Source organism: Kribbella swartbergensis (assembly GCF_054784135.1).
The window spans coordinates 418,780-436,975 of sequence record NZ_BAAGPM010000014.1 but is presented as its reverse complement, the minus strand read 5'-3'; the positions used below and the strand labels follow the sequence as shown (position 1 = coordinate 436,975).

At 68.7% G+C, this 18,196-nt stretch carries 16 protein-coding genes; 8 read left to right on the top strand and 8 right to left on the bottom strand.

Going from position 1 to position 18,196, the window contains the following annotated elements:
* Positions 1 to 297 precede the first annotated feature (297 nt).
* Positions 298 to 1,263: a Dyp-type peroxidase gene (locus ACYVOK_RS08990; RefSeq protein ID WP_460661815.1), complete on the top strand. Its 966-nt coding sequence runs from the start codon at positions 298 to 300 to the stop codon at positions 1,261 to 1,263.
* Between the two features lie 31 nt (positions 1,264 to 1,294).
* Here the strand turns inward: ACYVOK_RS08990 and ACYVOK_RS08985 are convergent, their stop codons facing one another.
* A complete protein-coding gene (locus ACYVOK_RS08985) occupies positions 1,295 to 2,248 on the bottom strand; it encodes a hypothetical protein (protein WP_460661814.1) in 954 nt (317 codons plus the stop codon).
* 82 nt (positions 2,249 to 2,330) lie between these two features.
* Between ACYVOK_RS08985 and ACYVOK_RS08980 the strand changes: the two genes are divergently transcribed.
* The 4 genes from ACYVOK_RS08980 to ACYVOK_RS08965 all read left to right on the top strand — a co-directional run bounded on the left by ACYVOK_RS08980 (position 2,331) and on the right by ACYVOK_RS08965 (position 6,177).
* The gene (locus ACYVOK_RS08980; RefSeq protein WP_460661813.1) at positions 2,331 to 3,884 is read left to right on the top strand and encodes an ATP-dependent DNA ligase; all 1,554 of its coding nucleotides are present in this window, start codon (positions 2,331 to 2,333) and stop codon (positions 3,882 to 3,884) included.
* A complete protein-coding gene (locus ACYVOK_RS08975; RefSeq protein ID WP_460661812.1) occupies positions 3,877 to 4,560 on the top strand; it encodes a class I SAM-dependent methyltransferase in 684 nt (227 codons plus the stop codon). The genes ACYVOK_RS08980 and ACYVOK_RS08975 overlap by 8 nt, the downstream gene beginning before the upstream one ends.
* Before the next feature lie 358 nt (positions 4,561 to 4,918).
* Positions 4,919 to 5,182, top strand: coding sequence for a phosphotransferase (locus ACYVOK_RS08970; protein ID WP_460661811.1), 264 nt, complete (start codon positions 4,919 to 4,921; stop codon positions 5,180 to 5,182).
* Between the two features lie 122 nt (positions 5,183 to 5,304).
* A complete protein-coding gene (locus tag ACYVOK_RS08965; protein WP_460661810.1) occupies positions 5,305 to 6,177 on the top strand; it encodes a helix-turn-helix domain-containing protein in 873 nt (290 codons plus the stop codon).
* A 345-nt stretch (positions 6,178 to 6,522) separates the two neighbouring features.
* Here ACYVOK_RS08965 and ctaD read toward each other — a convergent pair whose 3' ends face one another.
* The 4 genes from ctaD to ACYVOK_RS08945 all read right to left on the bottom strand — a co-directional run bounded on the left by ctaD (position 6,523) and on the right by ACYVOK_RS08945 (position 10,653).
* Positions 6,523 to 8,316: an aa3-type cytochrome oxidase subunit I gene (gene ctaD, locus ACYVOK_RS08960; RefSeq protein WP_460661809.1), complete on the bottom strand. Its 1,794-nt coding sequence runs from the start codon at positions 8,314 to 8,316 to the stop codon at positions 6,523 to 6,525.
* Positions 8,317 to 8,439: 123 nt separating this feature from the next.
* A complete protein-coding gene (locus ACYVOK_RS08955; protein WP_460661808.1) occupies positions 8,440 to 8,970 on the bottom strand; it encodes a type 1 glutamine amidotransferase domain-containing protein in 531 nt (176 codons plus the stop codon).
* 61 nt (positions 8,971 to 9,031) lie between these two features.
* Positions 9,032 to 9,832: an LLM class flavin-dependent oxidoreductase gene (locus ACYVOK_RS08950; protein ID WP_460661807.1), complete on the bottom strand. Its 801-nt coding sequence runs from the start codon at positions 9,830 to 9,832 to the stop codon at positions 9,032 to 9,034.
* Complete coding sequence (locus ACYVOK_RS08945) at positions 9,832 to 10,653, bottom strand: alpha/beta fold hydrolase (protein WP_460661806.1); 822 nt, start codon at positions 10,651 to 10,653, stop codon at positions 9,832 to 9,834. Before ACYVOK_RS08945 ends, ACYVOK_RS08950 begins: the two co-directional genes overlap by 1 nt.
* Positions 10,654 to 10,740: 87 nt before the next feature.
* On the opposite strand from ACYVOK_RS08945, the gene ACYVOK_RS08940 reads away from it, so the two are divergent.
* Entirely contained in the window at positions 10,741 to 11,619 is an 879-nt protein-coding gene (locus ACYVOK_RS08940; RefSeq protein ID WP_460661805.1) for a LysR family transcriptional regulator, read from the top strand.
* Here ACYVOK_RS08940 and ACYVOK_RS08935 read toward each other — a convergent pair.
* Complete coding sequence (locus tag ACYVOK_RS08935; protein ID WP_460661804.1) at positions 11,612 to 13,645, bottom strand: DUF1906 domain-containing protein; 2,034 nt, start codon at positions 13,643 to 13,645, stop codon at positions 11,612 to 11,614. The genes ACYVOK_RS08940 and ACYVOK_RS08935 overlap by 8 nt on opposite strands.
* A 208-nt stretch (positions 13,646 to 13,853) precedes the next feature.
* Here ACYVOK_RS08935 and ACYVOK_RS08930 point away from each other — a divergent pair, with 208 nt between their 5' ends.
* Positions 13,854 to 14,429, top strand: coding sequence for a TetR/AcrR family transcriptional regulator (locus ACYVOK_RS08930; protein WP_460661803.1), 576 nt, complete (start codon positions 13,854 to 13,856; stop codon positions 14,427 to 14,429).
* 67 nt (positions 14,430 to 14,496) lie between these two features.
* Positions 14,497 to 15,660, top strand: a complete 1,164-nt coding sequence (locus tag ACYVOK_RS08925; protein WP_460661802.1) for a Cmx/CmrA family chloramphenicol efflux MFS transporter — start codon at positions 14,497 to 14,499, stop codon at positions 15,658 to 15,660.
* Here the strand turns inward: ACYVOK_RS08925 and ACYVOK_RS08920 are convergent.
* Positions 15,648 to 16,451 carry a TIGR02569 family protein gene (locus ACYVOK_RS08920; RefSeq protein WP_460661801.1) on the bottom strand — a complete coding sequence of 268 codons (804 nt, stop codon included), beginning with the start codon at positions 16,449 to 16,451 and terminating at the stop codon, positions 15,648 to 15,650. The genes ACYVOK_RS08925 and ACYVOK_RS08920 overlap by 13 nt on opposite strands.
* A 133-nt stretch (positions 16,452 to 16,584) precedes the next feature.
* Positions 16,585 to 18,009: an N-acetylglucosamine/diacetylchitobiose ABC transporter substrate-binding protein gene (ngcE, locus tag ACYVOK_RS08915; RefSeq protein ID WP_460661800.1), complete on the bottom strand. Its 1,425-nt coding sequence runs from the start codon at positions 18,007 to 18,009 to the stop codon at positions 16,585 to 16,587.
* Positions 18,010 to 18,196 lie beyond the last annotated feature (187 nt).

The following is an 18,196-nucleotide window of genomic DNA, read 5'->3' as shown; positions in this document are numbered from 1 at the left end:
CGGCGGCGGGCCCGGCTGGCCGTACGGCGGCTGCTGGTACGGACCCGCGGGTGGATAGGGCCCCTGTTGCGGGTGGGGCGCCGGTGGCGGGGGCTGTCCGGGCTGCGAATATTGGCCCGGCTGCGGGTGTGGGCCGGGTTGCTGGGAGTTCGGCGGAACCCAGGGTTGCGGCCGGCTGCCGGGAGGTGGCTGGCTGCCTGGGCGCGGCGAATCCTCGGGGCGCGGTTCGCCTTGTTGCGGGTCCATGAGTGGACTCTAGAAGATCGGGACAAGTAGCACTCGGAGGACAGCGCTGTGGTGACAGATCCGACCCCCGGACCGACCGCGTCGACGCGAGTCCTGCCGCAATCGGTGCTGATGCCGTTGACCGGATCGGCGATCTTCCTGGTGGTGCGGATCGAGCCGGGTGGCGAGGAGAAGGCCCGCGATCTGCTGGAGCGGGTGAGCGGCCTGACCCGCTCGGTCGGCTTCCGGGTGCCGGCCGGCAACCTGTCCTGTGTCACCAGCATCGGCTCCGACGCGTGGGACCGGCTGTTCAGCGGCCCGCGCCCCGCGGAGCTGCACCCGTTCGCCGAACTGCGGGGCGCCAAGCATCACGCGGTCTCGACCCCGGGCGACCTGCTGTTCCACATTCGCGCCGCGCACACCGACCAGTGCTTCGAGCTCGCCAGTCAGATCATGAACGTCCTGGACGGTGCCGCGACCGTCGTCGACGAGGTGCACGGCTTCAAGTACTTCGAGATGCGCGACCTGCTCGGGTTCGTCGACGGCACCGAGAACCCGGCCGGCGCCGAGGCCGAGGACGCCGTACTGGTCGGAGCCGAGGACCCTGAGTTCGCCGGTGGCAGCTACGTCGTCGTGCAGAAGTACCTGCACGACCTGAAGGCCTGGAACGCACTCACGGTCGAGCAGCAGGAGCACGTGGTCGGCCGGACAAAGCTCGAGGACATCGAGCTGGACGACGACGTGAAGCCGGGCAACGCGCACATCGCGCTGACCGTGATCGAGGACGCGGACGGCAACGAGTTGCAGATCCTGCGCGACAACATGCCGTTCGGGACGATCGGGACGCAGGAGTTCGGCACGTACTTCATCGGGTACGCGAAGTCCCCGTCGGTCACCGAGCTGATGCTTCGCCGGATGTTCATCGGCGAACCGGAGGGCAACTACGACCGCATCCTCGACTTCTCCACGCCGGTCACCGGCACGTTGTTCTTCACGCCGCCGGCGGCGTTCCTCGACGACCTTCCGCCGGCTCCCTGACCCACCCTGAGGGCCAGGGAGCCGGGGAAACTCACTCTCCGAACAGCGGAGCGTCGTAGTAGCTGGACCAGCGGAAGTTCACTGGGTCGCCGAACGTCGCCGGGACCTTGCCGAGGCTCCTGATCACCGTCGCGGTCCCGTTCGCGTGACCGACGGCATACAGGTATCCCGACCTGGTGTCCTTGTCGATGCCGAGCAGCAGGGACCCGTACTGGCCGCACCGGCTCGCGATCAGCGTCTCGAAGCCCTGCCAGGTCCCGGACCGCACCTGCTTCACGATCGGCTTCATCGGCGAGCTGAGCGGGATCCGGACCGTGTAGAGGGCGCCGCCGCGGGTGGTGACCAGCAGGGTGTCGTACGTCGACGTGCGGCTGAGCAACGCCACCGCCTTGACCGCGGAGAACCCGGGGTACGAACCGGCCGCCTTCCAGACGAGCGTGCCGTTCACGGGCTGGACGAACCAGCGGAACAGTACGCCGTCGTCGCGGAGCGCGTAACTGCGGTCGAATCCCCGGTCACCGGCCGTCGCGTTCGACCGGGTGAGCGTGCGGAACCTGTCCCAGCCACCGCCGATCCGGGTCAGCCGCTGGTCCTTGATCGTCCCGGTCCCGGAAACCCGGTCGACCCAGATTGTCGAGTCGTACAACGCCGCGCCGAAGACGACGCTGCCGGTCAGTGTCTCGATCGCGGTGTCCCGGGCCCACACCATGTCGCTGTTGAGCCGAACGATCAGGTCGCCGTACGGCTGCCGGGCGATGTTCCAGTCAGGCTCCACGGTGACCGGCGACGTCGAGCGCACGATCCGGTTGACGTAGTCACGGCCGGCGGTCGAGGCGCCGGCTTCGACCCAGCAGGCCGACGCATTCGGCGCCGTCGGGGCCGTCGGTGCGGCCGTGGCCGGTGTGGTCAGGACAGCGGTAAGTGCGAGACCTGCGGTGGCGGCAAGCGTACGTCGCAACGCGGTCGCGGCGGCTCTTCTGGGCATCGTCGTACCTCCGAAGCTCTGCCTGTTGTCTGTTCGATGCGGGTGCGGCCGGGAAAGTTATGGGCCGGAAAGTGTCGGCGGGATGGGTGAGACTGGGGGCATGTTGCTCTCCGAGGTGGTCGAGACGTCGACCGGGCTGGCCGCGACGCGCTCGCGCCTGAAGAAGGCCGAGCTGATCGCGGAGCTGCTGGCCACCGCCACGGATCCCGACGAGACCGAGGTCGTCGTGACCTATCTGTCCGGCGAGCTGCGCCAGCGCCGGACAGGGGTCGGCTGGCGGACGCTGATGAATGCCCCCGAGCCGGCCGCGACGCCCTCGCTGACGGTCGCGGAGGTCGACCGCGCGTTCGCCGAGCTCGCCGAGCTGGCCGGTCCCGGATCGCAGACACGGCGGCGGGAAGCGGTCGAGGCGCTGTTCGGGCGGGCGACTGAGGCCGAGCAGCGGTTCCTGCGCATGCTTGTCGCCGGCGAGCTGCGCCAGGGCGCGCTCGACGGTGTGATGGCCGACGCCGTCGCGCGGGCGACCGGGATCCCGCTGGAGAAGATCCGGGCCGCGACGATGTTGCGTGGTGCGGCGGCGCCGGTGGCGGTCGCCGTATTGACCGAAGGAGAGGCCGGGCTGGCGCAGTTCAGCCTCGAGGTCGGGCGCGGCGTGCAGCCGATGCTGGCCCAGTCCGCGACCAGCGTGGCCGAGGCGCTCGGCAAGACGGGTACGCCGGCCGCACTCGAGTGGAAGCTGGACGGGATCCGGATCCAGGCGCACCGGGACGGCTCCGAGGTCGTGGTGTACACCCGGACGCTCGACGACATCACGACCAGGGTGCCCGAGGTGGTGAGCGCCGTGCTCGCCCTGGACGCGGAGAAGGTCGTGCTCGACGGCGAGCTGATCGCCTTGCGGCCGGACGGCCGGCCCCAGCCGTTCCAGGTGACAGGTTCGCGTACGGCGACACGCGCGGCGACCGGGCCGGAGACCGTTCCGTTGACGCCGTACTTCTTCGACATCCTGCATCAGGACGGCCAGGATCTGCTCGGGCTGGACGGTGCGACGCGGCACGAGTGGCTGAGCAAGCTGATCCCCGAGGAGCAGCGGATCCCGCGGATGGTGACCGACGACGCGGACTCCGGTCACCCCTTCTTCGTCGACGCCGTGAAGGGCGGGCACGAAGGGGTGATGGTGAAGTCCCTGTCGGTTCCGTACGAAGCCGGCCGGCGCGGCTCGGGATGGGTGAAGGTCAAGCAGACGCACACACTCGACCTGCTCGTCCTCGCGGCCGAGTGGGGCCACGGCCGCCGGACCGGATGGCTGTCCAACCTGCATCTGGGCGCGCGGGACGAGGAGACCGGTGAGTTCGTGATGCTGGGGAAGACGTTCAAGGGGCTGACGGACGAGTTGCTGCGATGGCAGACCGAGCGCTTCCAGGAGCTGGAGGTACGGCGGGACGACTACACCGTCTACCTGCGGCCGCAGATCGTCGTCGAGATCGCCTTCGACGGGGTGCAGACGTCACCGCGGTATCCGGCCGGCATGGCGTTGCGGTTCGCGCGAGTACTGCGTTATCGCGAGGAGAAGACGCCCGAGCAGGTTGATACCGTGCAGACCGTCCGAGCCATACACGAAGGCGGTGCGTATGAGTGAGCCGGCCGAGGATCCGGATGTCGTGACCCAGCGGATCGCCCGCGAGTCGTTGGACCAGGACGATCCGACCGGCTGGTTCGAGCGCCTCTACTCGGCCGCCTCGGAGGGTGCCGCTGTGGTGCCGTGGGATCGCGGTGCGGCGCATCAACTGCTGGCCGAGTGGGCCGAGCAGGCCCAGCCCTCCGGCGCGGGGAAGACCGCGCTGATCGTCGGCGCCGGCACGGGATGGGATGCCGAACTGATCGCGGACCTCGGATACGACACGACCGCGTTCGACATCTCCCCGACCGCGATCGAAGCCGCCCGCAGCAATCACCCGGACTCCAAGGTGGAGTACGTCACCGCCGACCTGCTCGACCCGCCGCCGGAGTGGCACCGCGCGTTCGACCTGGTGGTCGAGATCTACACCGTGCAGGCGCTCCCGATCGAGCTGCAACCGGTCGCGATCAAGCAGGTGGGTGAACAGGTCGCCCCCGGCGGCACGCTCCTGGTCATAGCCGCTGCTCGCCCGGACGACCAACCCGACGAGGCCGTCGAGGGTCCACCCTGGCCGCTCACCCGATCCGCCATCGACTCGTTCGCCACATCCGACCTCCACCTCATCCAACTCACCCGATCCCCCAACCCCACAGCCCCAACCCTCCACCGCTGGCGAGCCGAATACGTCCGCGAATAACCCACCCCCCACCCGCGCCGCAACACCCCCAGACTCGCGCTGATCCGCCCCACCCAACCCCGGTCCCATGGAAACCCCCGCAGCTGATCAGCACCGTCCGACCTGCACCGACTCGCGCCGATCCACCCCCACCTAACCCCCGGTCCCATGGAAACCCCCGCAGCTGATCAGTACCGTCCGACTCCCGCTGATCCGCCCCTACCCAACCCCGGTCGGGCGTGGACACCCCCCGGCTGATCAGCACCGTCCGACCTGCACCGACTCGCGCTCATCCGCCCCCACCCCCGGTCCCGTGGTGCATGGTCGGCTGCGGGCGCATGGACGTCGTACTGCGCGGGTCGATGACTGGATCATTGGCGTGAGGCTGGAGCACGACGGGTCGCTGACCGGCGATGACGCTGTGCACCTCGACTACCGCGCGGGCAACCTGCTCGTCGTCGGCGGCAGGATCACCGGGATCATCGACTGGGACGGCGCGGGTCGCGGGGATCGCCGGCTGGACCTGGTCGCCCTTCGCTTCGGTGTGCACGGCGATCCGCCCGATTCTGCGGTCGTCGCGCGGCTGGGCGCCGTACTCGACGGGTTCCCGGACGAGGTCTGCGGCCACTTTGGGCGCACATGAGCCTGCGCATGGTCGACTGGGCGATCCGGCACCTCCCGCCGTCCGCGGTGGCTCATTGGGTGGATCTCGCGGAGTGTCGGATCGGCTAGAACATATGTTCGATAGTACTGTAGACTTGGCTCATGGCGGGGCACGGTGAGGTTGGTCCGACAGCTCTGCGGATGATGCTCGGCAGTCATCTGCGGCAGCTGCGTGAGCGGGCGGGGGTGAGCCGGACGGATGCCGGCTGGGCGATCCGGGGGTCGGAGTCGAAGATCAGCCGGCTGGAGCTGGGCCGGGTCGGGTTCAAGGAGCGCGACGTCCAGGATTTGCTGACGCTGTACGGCGTCACCGACCCACAGGAGCGGGAGCGGCTGCTGGAGCTGGCCCGGGAGGCGAACAACCGCGGCTGGTGGCATCGGTACGGCGATGTCACGCCGGACTGGTTCGACGCGTACCTCGGGCTCGAGGCGGCGGCCGAGTTGATCCGGACGTACGAGATCCAGTTCGTGCCCGGGCTGCTGCAGACCGCTGACTACGCGCGGGCGGTGGCGCGGCTGACACCGGAGCGGACCCGTTCGGAGGCCGAGGTGGAGCGCGTCGTCGACCTCCGTACCCGACGGCAGCGGGTGCTCGATCGTGAGCCGCCGTTGAAGCTGTGGGCTGTCATCGAGGAGTCCGTCCTGCTCCGCCCGATCGGCGGGACCCAGGTGCTGCGCGATCAACTCGACGCGCTCCGCGCTGCCGTCGAGCGGCCGAACATCACGCTGCAGATCATCCCGGTGAACAGCCCCGGCCACGCGGCAACCGGCGGCGCGTTCAGCATCCTGCGCTTCCCCCAGCGCGACCTCCCCGACATCGTCTACCTGGAGCACCTCACCAGCGCCCTGTACCTCGACAAACGCGAAGACGTCGACACCTACACCCAGGCCCTCAACCTCCTCGCCACCACCGGACCTGCTCCCCAAGCCGCCCGCCACCACCTGACTACCCTCCTCAACCAACTCCCTACCTAGCCCGCGAACCACACCAGCCGCCCCACCCGCCAGCACCTAACCAGTCAGCCAACCGCAGGCCGGTCCCGGTCCAGTCACCCCCGTCTGCAGCCGGTCAGCCGAGGGGCTCGTCCCGCAGTCGCGATCGCAACCCAGCAACCGCAGGCCGGTCCCGGTCCAGTCACGCCGTCTGCAGCCGGTCAGCCGAGGGGCTCGTCCCGCAGCCGCGATCGCAACCCAGCAACCGCGGGCTTCTGCGGGGATCCGCCAGCCGGTACGCCGAGCTTCCAGCACCCGACCAGGCCCTGGTACTGAGCCGGCGGCTGGGCTCCAGCTGCAGCCGGTCAGCCGACACAACAGACAGGGTTAGCGGTTGGGGTCGGGTGGAGTGGCCGGGTTGTCGTCGTCGGTTTGGGATCGGAGGTGTTCGATGCGGCCCTGGTCTTCGCCGGCGTCGAGGAGGCTGTCGGCCGGGGCCCGGTTGGCTGGGTACTCCGTGAGCGCGATCTCGGGGTGGTGGTAGTCGAAGGCCGGGCTTTCGGAGCGGATGCGCGGGAGTTGCTCGAAGTTGTGGCGCGGGGGTGGGCAGCTGGTGGCCCACTCGAGTGAGCGACCCCAGCCCCACGGGTCATCCACGGTCACCCGCGGCGAGCGCCGGGCCTTGTAGACGTTGTAGAGGAACGGCAGCGTCGACGCACCGAGGATGAAGGCCCCGACGCTCGACACCTGATGCAAGAACGTGAAGCCCTCGTTCGCGCCGTACGTCGCATAGCGCCGCGGCATGCCCTCGACACCGAGCCAGTGCTGCACCAGGAACGTGGTGTGGAAGCCGATGAACAGCAGCCAGAAGTGCAGCTTTCCCAACCGTTCGTCGAGCATCCGGCCGGTCATCTTCGGCCACCAGAAGTAGAACCCGGCGAACATCGCGAACACCACGGTCCCGAACACGACGTAGTGGAAGTGCGCGACCACGAAGTACGAGTCGGTCAGCTGGTAGTCCAGCGCCGGCGACGCCAGGATGATCCCGGTCAGACCGCCGAACAGGAACGTGACCAGGAACCCGACCGACCACAGCATCGGTGTCTCCATCGACACCGAGCCGCCCCAGATCGTCCCGATCCAGTTGAAGAACTTCACCCCGGTCGGCACCGCGATCAGGAATGTCATGAACGAGAAGAACGGCAGGTTGACGCCGCCGGTGGCGAACATGTGGTGGGCCCACACCGCGATCGACAGCGCCGCGATCGCGAGGGTCGCTCCGACCAGACCGTAGTACCCGAACACCGGCTTCCGGCTGAACACCGGCAGCACCTCGGTGACGATGCCGAAGAACGGCAGCGCGATGATGTACACCTCGGGATGCCCGAAGAACCAGAACAGGTGCTGCCACAACAGCGCACCACCGTTCGCCGATGTGTACACCTGGGCGCCGAGGATCCGGTCCGCCTCCAGCATCAGCAGCGCGGCGGCGAGGATCGGGAACGCGATCAGCACCAGGATCGACGTCACGAGCGTGTTCCAGGTGAAGATCGGCATCCGGAACATCGTCATACCGGGTGCCCGCATGGTGATGATCGTGGTGATGAAGTTGACGCCTCCGAGGATGGTGCCCAGACCGGCCATCCACAGGCCCATGATCCACAGGTCGCCTCCGACGCCGGGTGAGCGCTCGGCCGTCGAGAGCGGCGTGTACGCCGTCCAGCCGAAGTCGGCCGCACCACCAGGCGTCAGGAACGCGCCCATCGTGATCAGCCCGCCGAACAGGAACAACCAGTAGCTGAACATGTTCAGCCGCGGGAACGCCACGTCGGGCGCGCCGATCTGGACCGGCATCACGACGTTGGCGAAGCCGACGAACAGCGGCGTCGCGAACAGCAGCAGCATGATCGTGCCGTGCATGGTGAAGAGCTGGTTGTACACCTCTTCGTTCACCATCTGCAGACCCGGCTCGGCCAGTTCTGCGCGGATCACCAGCGCCATCACCCCGGCGATGACGAAGAACGCGAACGACGTGATCAGGTACAACTGGCCGATGACCTTGTGGTCGGTCGTGGACAGGAGCCGGCCGATCACCTGTCCGAGCGGCCGCCTCGCCGTCCCCGCGACGATCGGCGGGCCGGTGCGTTCGGTGATCCCGGTCCGTTCGCTGACACTCGCCATGCGACCTCCCGTGCCGCTACTCCGCGCCCGGAGTACCACGCTCCATTCGATTACACACCCGCCGGGCTCAGAACAACAGACCCGCTCACGGGCTGTAGCCGGAGCGGGTCGGAGGCGGCGGAATCAGCCGATGGCTTCGAGCAGCGTCTTGGTGAAATCGGGAAGGTCGTCCGGTTTGCGGCTGGTGATCAGGTTGCCGTCGGTGACGACGGTCTCGTCGACCCATTCGGCGCCGGCGTTGCGCAGATCGGTCTGCAGACTGGGCCAGGACGTCACGGTGCGGCCGCGCACGACATCGGCCTCGATCAGGGTCCACGGCGCGTGGCAGATCGCGGCGACCGGCTTGCCGGACTCGACGAAGGACTTCACGAAAGCCACCGCGGTGCTGTCCATTCGCAGCGCGTCGGGGTTCGCCACCCCGCCGGGCAGCACCAGGGCCGCGAAGTCGTCGGCCGACGCGTCGCCGACGGCCTGGTCGACCGGTTGCTGCTCGGCGGCGGTCAGGTGGTTGAAGGTCTGCACCTCGCCGGTCTCCGGGCTGAGCAGCACCGGCTGGTGACCGGCTTCCGACACGGCCTTCCAGGGCTCGGTCAACTCGACCCGCTCGATCCCTTCCTTCGCGACAAGGAACGCGATCTTTTTGCTGTCTGCCATGACGTTTCACTCCTCTCGAGGTCTCTCGCCGGGTACCCGCTCCCCCGGCGTCCACACCCCCTCACCGCGGCGGTCCACCTGTCACCACGGCCTGTACGTCGGCCAGCCGCAGCTCAGCCGGGTCGAAGTCGGTGAGGCACCAGGTCGCCCCGGCAGCGGCATACGGTCGTACGTCGGTCGACGGTGAGAGCGCCACCACGATGTCGAACCCGTCGAGCGACCCGCGTTCCGCCTCGACGGCCGCGACACCGGCGGCCAACTGCTCGGGCGAGGTCAGGTTCACCGGGAAGTACCCGTCGTACCGCGCGGCCCGTCGTACCGGCTTGAGCTTGCCCGGGAAGCCGGCACCCCAGATCGGGACGCGTCCGGCGACCGGCCGCGGCTCGAACCGGACCGAGTCCACCAGGTAGTGCCTGCCGCGATGGTCGACCGTCTCCCCCGACCACCCGGCGGTCAGGATCTCCAGGCACTCGTCCAGCTGCTCGGCGCGGACCCGGTCGTCCACCTCGTCACCGGACCGCGAGAACTCCCCCGCGAACCGATCGCCACCCAAACCCACCCCGAGGACCAGCCGCCCGTTGCTCAGCACGTCCAATGTCGTTGTCTCGCGCAACAACTTCACCGGGCGGCGGCGGGCGACCGGTGTGACCATCGGCCCGAGGGACAGCCGCTCGGTCGCGGCGGCGACGGCCGACAGGGTGATCCACGGATCCGCCACCGCCGTGATCGGGGGGCGCCACCATAGCTGGTCCCAGACGAACAGCCCGTCCCAGCCGGCTTCCTCGGCCGACGCCGCGAGCCGCGCCACCACCCGCGGATCCGCCAACTCGTCGAACAACGGAATCCACACCGCGTACCTCATCATCGCCCCTTCGTGTGCTGTACGACGGCGTCGGCGAACTCGTCCCACGACGCCTCCGGCACACCGTGCCCAGCGCCCTTCAACACCACGAAGGAGGCACCAGGTACCGCGTCACGCAGGGCTTCCCCATGCGCCAGCGGAAGCAACGGATCCAGCTCGCCGTGGATCACCAGCACTGGCATCGACAACTCACCGAATCCGCCGTGCACCGGACCGTCGAAGTCCATCGCATAGTGATTCGTCAGCGAGGCCTCGAAGTCGCGAGCCCGAGCCATGTCCCGTCGTACCAGCTCCCGTGCCCCCGTCTCGTCGAAGTTCGCGCCCGCCTCCGCGGCCATCGACCGTACGACGTACTCCTCGACCGCCGCCTGGTCGGTGAAGTCGGGACGACCGAGCCGCGGCAAATCGGCCGAGGGCGGCGGCAGGTCGTCGGCCCCGGTCGTCGTCGACACGAATGTCACGGTCGCGACTCTCGTGGGGTGGTCGACTCCGAGGACCAGAGCCACCCCTCCGGACATCGACAGGCCCACCACATGAGCCCGATCGATGCCGAGGGCATCGAGCAGGCCGACCGCGTCGGCCGCGAGGTCACGCATCGAGTAACCGGGACGGCCGGGTGGGTACGACGTCGAGCGCCCGGTGTCGCGCTGGTCGTACCGGATCACGTACCGACCATGGCCGGCCAGCTTCGAGCACAGCGCCTCAGGCCACCAGAGCATGGACGCCGAAGCGCCGTGAATCAGCAGGACCGCCGGGTCGGCCGGATCGCCGAAGGTCTCCGCACAGAGTTCGACGCCGTTGACCGGATACATGTTCTCCATACCCCACGACGCTAGGACCCTCGGCAGCATCACGAAAAGCGATTGTTTCCGATCAAGACGATCGCCTCAGCGGATAGAGTCGGTACCATGTTCGAGGTGCGGCATCTGGCCACGCTGGTCGCGGTGGCCGACGAGGGGTCGTTCGGCCGGGCCGCCGCCCGGCTCGGTTACACGCAGTCCAGCGTCAGTCAGCAGATCGCCGTACTGGAGAAGGCTGCGGGCGGTGCGTTGTTCGACCGGCCCGGCGGGCCGAAGCCGGTCCGGATCACGCCGCTCGGCGCCGTCCTGCTGGAGCACGGCCGCGACCTGCTGGCCCGGGAACAGGCGATGACCGAGGCGGTCGAGAGGTTCCGGGCCGGCGACGGGCGGATCGACATCGGCACGTTCCAGAGCGTCTCCAACGTCCTGCTGCCACCGGTGATCCGCGAGTTGCGCGACGCTCACCCCGGCTGCGACATCCGGCTGTTCGAGGAGGAGACCGACGAGCCGGACCTGACCGCGCTCGATCTGATGTTCTTCGACGGCCGCCTCGGCGGCGACATCGAACACCTCAAGCTCCTTGACGACCCGCACGTCCTGATCGCCAGACCGGGCGACTTCCCGGCAGGGCCGGTCGGACTCGACCAGTTGCACGGCCTGCCGCTCGTCGCCCACCCGGCGATCTGCGACCAGGCGACCGTCGAGGAAATCCTGGAGACGAAGGGAATACACCCGCAGTTCGTCTTCCGCACGGTCGGCAACGAAGCCCTGCTCGCGATGGTGCGGGCAGGCCTCGGGGCGGCCGTCATGCCGCTGCTCGCCGTACGCCGGGACGACGAGTCCCTCGCCTTCCACGAGCTCGAGCCGGCACTGCCGCCGCGGGAGATCTTCCTGCTGTGGCAGGCCGGCCGCACACATTCGCCCCTCGCGGCTCATGCCATCGAGATCGCGAAACGTGTCGCGGCCGGCCTCGCTCAGGTCAGCTGACCGTCAGGACCTTCGACGGGGTCTGCGTGCCCTGGTGGTCGGCGTCGGCCAGCCACACCACGCGGTACGTGTACGTGCCACGCGCCGTGGGCTTGATGCTGAACGCGAACTTCCCGTTCGTCGCCAGCTTGCCCGTCGTCACCGCGACCCAACTCGTCCCCGAACGCCGCTGCAGGTAGACCGTCATACCCGCGTGCGGCGGGTTCAGATACCCGTACAGCACGGCCGACTGCCCCAGCGTGATCGCGCTCGGGACGAGGTACCCGGACATCGCCGGCTGCACATTGACAAGCACGGCGGCACTCCGCGTGCCCAGTAGGCCGGTCGAGCCGTTGTAACCCCACATGTAGTACGTCGACACGCCCGGCTTCGGCGCCGTACTGACGACACCGTTCGCGTCCGTCGTGAACTGTCCCGCCACGGACCACTTCGTCGCCGTCTTCGCCTTCGAATACAGCACGACCGGTACGCCGGCCAGCTTTCCGCCGTCGTTGATCCGCGTCAGCGTGGTGCTCAGGGTGACCGCGCGGCTGTACATGATCGAGGCCGCACTGGCCGTGATCGTCGACCTGGTGCCGATCAGCCGCGTGTCCACACCGGGCCCGACCTTCCCGGTGCTGTCCTTCACGAATGCGCGGTAGGCGTAGCTGGCGGAGTTCGGCAGACCGGTCACCGTGTACTGGTTTGCGGTGCCGGTGTAGATCGCCGCACCGGACGTCGGCAGCGCGGGCGAGGTGTTGCCCGACGCACCGCGCACGATGATCTGGCCGAGCGTGGTGTTGGCCGGCGGAGTCCACCGCAGCGTCGCCGAGCCTGCCGAGCCGGTGACGCTGAAGCTGCTGACCGGAGGCGGCGGAGCGGTCAGGTCCACCCAGTTCTTGTCGATGTTGACGGTCACGCCGCCGTTCGTCTCGCTGACGTTGCCCTGGTGCTGGTGCACCCGCTGGTGGTTGGTCCAGTACGTCGACGGGATGAACCGGCTCGTGCCGACCGGCGACGAACCCCAGTGCGCGAACCACAGGTTGTCCGGCCGCGTGTACGCCGTACTCGTGTAAGCACTCGCGAGGTCGACTCCACCCGAGCCGGCCGCGACGTACGCGCCACCGGCGTACCCGCGGGCGTTGAGCTCCTGGGTCCACCCGCTGAGGTAGGACAGCACCGACGCCTTGCAGGCAGCCGTGGACGTGTAGCCCTCGATGTCGCTGTAGATCGCACTGCGCTGGGCGAACCCGAGGGCCTGTGCGGCCGCGACCGCGTTGACCGCGGCGGCCTTGCCCTGCGCGAGCGCGGTGGCGGGGTCGGTCGACATCTTGCTTCTGAACGTCGTGCAGGGTGCCTGCATGCCGACGTCGATCAGCAGGAACTGCCAGCCCTTGCTCGCGTTCGTCGACACCCACTCGGGGGTCAGGTTCGGCTGCTCACACGCGCGCAGGCCGCCGCTGATGTAGATGCCGACGGCCTTGTACGTCGGCAGCCAGGCGTCCATCGTCGACTGGCTCGGCGCCGCACAGGTGTCGAAGGCGTTCCCGGTGAAATTGCCGGTGGCAACCACGGACGGCGCGACGGCGGCCGGTTGCACGACCTGTGCCGACCTGGACTTCGACACCACCCAGCCGCTGGCGAGGACGTCGTTCGCCTTCTGCTCGTCACCGGGTGCGTAGTAGGCGGTCGCCAGGACGCCGGCATCCCGTACGACGCGACGCAGCAGACCCGGTGTGGACGGTTGGGCGGTGGTCAGCGGCTCGAGCAGGATGCCCTCGCTGCGGCCCACCAGGTGGGCGGGGCAGTCGGCCTGTGCCGTACTGCGGCCGAGGTACACAGCCGGGCGGTCCAGCCGGACGCAGGCGGTCGGGTCGGCGGCCAGGTCCACGACCGGCCAGCTCGCCGGAACCTTGACCTCGTATCCGCGGTAGGACACGGTCTTCGTCTCGTCGGCGGCAGCCGGGCGACTGATGGTCACCGCTGCGGCGGTCCCGGCGACCAGGGCCAGGGCGATTGCCACCGCCCCGGACTTGTACAACCTCACAAAAGCTCCTCACTTTCGGTGGACGGCCGGTCCCGAAAGCGCACAGAGCCCCCAGTCCCAACCCTGGTCCCCAAGTCAAGGCGAGTGCCGGCCGCTCTGTCGAAGAGCGTCCGGCACTCGCCTCGATCGCCTCATGCTATCGATGCAGCTCAGCCGGCCGGCACCGGCATTTTGGACCATTCGGTCTAAAATATGTTAAGGTGACCGCATGGCCAGGCCGAGGACATTCGACGAGGATCGCGCCGTCGATGCCGCGATGAAGCTGTTCTGGACCTTCGGCTACGAAGGCACCTCGACCCAGGACCTGTGCGAGGCCACCGGGCTGGGCCGGAGCAGCATCTACAACACGTTCAGCAGCAAACGCGATCTCTTCGACCGCGCGCTCCGCCGGTACATGGAGACCAGGACGGCGGCACAGCTCGAACTGATCCAGAGCAGCGAACTCCCGATCCGGGAACGCGTCCGCCGGATCCTGTGGGACGCGGTCGAACCGGACCCGGCCGACCCGGCCGGCTGTCTGGTGGTCAACACCCTCGTCGAGCTCGCACCTCACGAGCCTGCCGTCGCCGAAGTGCTCGACCGCGACCATGCGGTGAAGATCGAGGCGCTCACGACCGCGTTCCGCGCCGCACAGGCCGCGGGCGAAGTCGCCGCAGATCATGACCCGGCCGCGCTCGCCGACTACGTGTTCGTCGTACTCAGCGGACTGCGGGTGGCCACCCGCGCCGGTGAGACCCGGGCTCGCCGGGAGGCCGTCGTCACCTCCGCACTCCGGACTTTCTGACCCGACCACCTCCTCGGTGCCGCGCGCCCGCGTTTTGCACTGATTGATCCAATATGAGAGGAACTCGATGCCCTTCGCTGTCTACGTGCTCGGCCTGGCGATCTTCGCCCAGGGCACGTCCGAACTCATGCTGGCCGGTCTGCTCCCCGAGATCGCCGCTGACCTGGACGTGTCGATCCCGGCCGCCGGCCTGCTGATCTCCGCGTTCGCGGCCGGCATGCTGATCGGCGCGCCGATCCTCGCGGTGGTGACGCTGCGCTGGTCTCGCCGGGCCGCAATGCTGGCCTTCCTCGCCGTCTTCGCGCTGACCCATGTCGTCGGCGCGCTGACACCCGGGTACGGCGTGCTCGTCGCTACCCGGATCGTCGGAGCGTTCGTGTACGCCGGTTTCTGGGCCGTCGCGGCGGTAACCGCGATCGGGCTGGCCGGACCGGAGTCGCGCGCCAGGGCGATGAGCGTCCTCGCCGGCGGCCTCACGGTCGCCACCATCGTCGGACTCCCGGCCGGGACCGTGATCGGTCAGCATCTCGGTTGGCGGGCCGCCTTCTGGGCCGTTGCCGGACTGTCGACGATCGCCATGGCGGGCGTGGTGGCGACGATCCCCGCCGGGCGATCGGACACCGCGCCGGAGCTGCGCGGAGAGTTGCGGACGATGGCCAAGCCGGAGCTCTGGCTCGCCTACGCCACCACGGCACTGTCGACCGGCGCCGTACTGGTCGTCTTCAGCTACCTCGCTCCCCTGCTCACCGATTCGACCGGGTTGTCGGCCGGCTGGATTCCTGTCGTCCTCGGGCTGTACGGCGTGGGTGCGCTGGCCGGGATCACGGTCGGCGGCCGGACGGCTGATGCCCGACCGTTCACGACCCTGCGATTCGGCCTGGCCGGACTCGTCGCGGCGTCCGTCGTCCTGGCGCTGTGGACCGGTACGGCGTGGGTCGCCGTACCGGCCGTCGTCGCGATCGGCGCCTTCGGGTTCGCCAACAATCCGGCGGTGAACGCGCGGGTGTTCACTGTGGCCGGGTCGGCGCCGACGCTGGCGGCCGCGTTCAACATCTCGGCGTTCAACGTCGGCATCACCGCCGGGCCGTGGCTGGGCGGGCTGGCGATCGGCGCGGGCGCCGGGTACTCGTCGGTCGGCTGGATCGGCGCGGCTCTCGGGGTGCTTGCCTTGGGCACCGTTGTGGTGGCGAGCCGCCGAACGACCGCCGACCGGGAGCTTCAGCGGGTGTAGGCGATCGCGAGGTCGATGACGGGCTGGTAGGCATCGCAATGACGGCGCGTCCAGACGGAACGGCCATGGGCGGCCTCGTCGGTGGCGATCCGGTAGATCAGTGCGCGGACGAGCATCTGACCCCACTCGGGGAGATGCGCCCAGCGGGCCGCCAGCCCCGGCTCGGCGTCGTACCAGCAGAGCGCGTCGACCACCGCGACGGCCGCTGCCCACGACGGCGGACGCCAGTACACCGGCCAGTCGATGATCGCCGGCGGGAGACCGTCGGCGTACATCACGTTCCCCAGCAGATCGCCGTGCACGACCTGCGCAGTCAGCACCACCGGCCGGCGCGCTTCAACCAGGCTCCGCACCAACTCCAGATACGCCCTACTCCCATCGACCGGCCGCTCGTCCCAGCCAACCTGATCGCCATACGTCCAAGGATCTTCCCGGGCAGCGAGGAACTCAGGTCGGGCCAGGGCCGCAACCGCGTGATGAAACGCCATCCCAGCCGTCAGGGCGTCGTCCGGCCGTCCGACGTCGGTCGCCCCCATCAGAAACTCGGACGCCTCCCAGCCCTCGGCAACCCACGAGCCGTCCACCGCCGGCACCGGCCGAGTCACGCGGAATCCCAGCCCGTCCGGCAAGCCCGCCAGCACCTCGGCCCGCCACACGGCCTCCGCCTCAAAGCCCACCGGCTTCAGCACCACCTCGCCGACCCGCCAAGTCTCCCCCTGTCCACCCGGCAGCAGCTCAGGGTCCCCGGACAGCCCGAAGGCAGCCAGCACGGAGTCCGATGGAAAGCCCATCGCCCGATGGTAGGGCCGTCCTCAGCCCGGCCGCGCCACCTTTTCCACCCGGGCCTAACACGCGGAACGGCCGCCCTTCCCCGGAGTCTGTGGTGGCTCCGGGGACAGGGGCGGCGCGCGGCGTGATACCGAACTAGGTGCGGGTCTGCTTCTTTGTGGCCGGGTCCTTCGCGGTGTCGTCGGCGAGCTTCTGCATGCGGTTGCAGAACTCGTCGGCGTTGATCCGGGCCGCGGCGAGCTCGGCGAAGATGCTGCGGGACGGCTTGTCCATGGTCGAGTACCAGGAGGCGAAGTACGTCGTCCAGTTGTTCGTGCCGCCGGACTTGATCAGCGCGTCGGACGACGCCGCCCCCGGGCTCAGCGTGATGCCCTCGGTCGCGCCCTTCACGATCGTCGGCGAACCGGTCAGCTCGGTGAACTTGCCGGCCGCCTCCTTCGACAGCATGATCCGCAGGTACTCCAGGCCGCCGGCCTTGTTCTTCGCCTTCTCCGGCACGATGAAGTTCTCGCCGGCGGCGATGCGGGAACAGTCGGCCGGGAGCTTGGAACCGTCCAGCAGCGGTGTGAAGGTGGCGGTGGTCTCGAAGCCCTGCGGCGCCACGGTCTTCTGCTCGTTCTCCAGCCACGAACCCGACGGGATGAACGCCGCCTTGCCTTGGTTCCAGGCCGTCTGGGATTGGATGTGGTCCAGGCCCTCGGTGCCCTGCATGATGTAGCCCTTGCCCTTGAGCTCCAGCAGCGCCTCGGCGGCCAGCTTGATCGACGCGTGCTTCCAGGCGTTCGGCTCCAGCGAGTCGATCGCCTTGATCACCTCATGGCCGCCGTGCTTCACGGCCATGTCCATCACGACATGGCCGATGTAGTTGCCGTGCTTGCCCTGGTGGGCCAGCGGTGCGATGCCGGTCTTCTTGATCTCCTCGCACAACGCCAGGAACTCGGTCCAGGTCTTCGCCGGCTGCCAGCCGTTCTTCGTGAACAGCGGCTTGTTGTACCACAGCGCGTAGACGGTCAGCACGTACTCGAGGACGAGCGGCTTGCCGTTCAGCATGGCCGCCTCGAGGGCGATCGGCTCAAGGGTGTCGCGAACCTTCTTGTTCGGGTCGTCGACCGACGGCGCGTCGAACAGTTCGGTCAGGTCGGCCAGCTGACCGGAGCTGGCCAGCGTCGACATCGGCAGCAGGGACGCGCCGGAGTTGTCGATGACATCGGGCGGGTTGCCGCCGTTGAACCGCGGCTGCAACTGCGGCGTGATGTCGGTGATGCCGGCGTGCTTGATCTCGGCTTCGGGGAACTTCTTCTTGTACAGCGCCTGGTGCGCTTTCGCGTAGTCGTCGCCGTACCCGCCCTTGAAGATCACCACGTCCAGTGGATCCGACGCCTTGACGCCGAACGGGTTCTCGGCCGTCTTCTCCGCGCCGCCACCGCCGCCGGAGTCACCGGAGTCGCTGCCGCCGCTCGCACAGGCCGACAGCAGCGTGCTGCCGCCGGTGGCCAGCAGCGTGCCGACCGCCGCGCGCTGCAGGAACAGCCGCCGCGACAGCTTGTCAGGAGTGGTCATCGTCCCGCCCTTCAGGAAACATTACTTACCGATGGCGGAAACATTCCGCCATGTCCGCCCTGTTTGGGAAGAATTTTTCGTACCTGTCCCCGGAAGTCAAGGTCGATGCGCCGAAACCTCGGCGACGATCGGCGCGTTTCGCCGCTTCGGCGCGGCGGGGCCAAGGGTTGTCGGTGCCGGGTCCTAG

Bases quoted from the DNA above. Each gene is read 5' to 3' on its own strand.
- ACYVOK_RS08985 (WP_460661814.1), bottom strand. From the start codon at position 2,248: ATGCCCAGAAGAGCCGCCGCGACCGCGTTGCGACGTACGCTTGCCGCC.
- ACYVOK_RS08980 (WP_460661813.1), top strand. From the start codon at position 2,331: ATGGGTGAGACTGGGGGCATGTTGCTCTCCGAGGTGGTCGAGACGTCG.
- ACYVOK_RS08975 (WP_460661812.1), top strand. From the start codon at position 3,877: ATGAGTGAGCCGGCCGAGGATCCGGATGTCGTGACCCAGCGGATCGCC.
- ACYVOK_RS08965 (WP_460661810.1), top strand. From the start codon at position 5,305: ATGGCGGGGCACGGTGAGGTTGGTCCGACAGCTCTGCGGATGATGCTC.
- ctaD (WP_460661809.1), bottom strand. From the start codon at position 8,316: ATGGCGAGTGTCAGCGAACGGACCGGGATCACCGAACGCACCGGCCCG.
- ACYVOK_RS08955 (WP_460661808.1), bottom strand. From the start codon at position 8,970: ATGGCAGACAGCAAAAAGATCGCGTTCCTTGTCGCGAAGGAAGGGATC.
- ACYVOK_RS08950 (WP_460661807.1), bottom strand. From the start codon at position 9,832: ATGAGGTACGCGGTGTGGATTCCGTTGTTCGACGAGTTGGCGGATCCG.
- ACYVOK_RS08945 (WP_460661806.1), bottom strand. From the start codon at position 10,653: ATGGAGAACATGTATCCGGTCAACGGCGTCGAACTCTGTGCGGAGACC.
- ACYVOK_RS08940 (WP_460661805.1), top strand. From the start codon at position 10,741: ATGTTCGAGGTGCGGCATCTGGCCACGCTGGTCGCGGTGGCCGACGAG.
- ACYVOK_RS08930 (WP_460661803.1), top strand. From the start codon at position 13,854: ATGGCCAGGCCGAGGACATTCGACGAGGATCGCGCCGTCGATGCCGCG.
- ACYVOK_RS08925 (WP_460661802.1), top strand. From the start codon at position 14,497: ATGCCCTTCGCTGTCTACGTGCTCGGCCTGGCGATCTTCGCCCAGGGC.
- ACYVOK_RS08920 (WP_460661801.1), bottom strand. From the start codon at position 16,451: ATGGGCTTTCCATCGGACTCCGTGCTGGCTGCCTTCGGGCTGTCCGGG.
- ngcE (WP_460661800.1), bottom strand. From the start codon at position 18,009: ATGACCACTCCTGACAAGCTGTCGCGGCGGCTGTTCCTGCAGCGCGCG.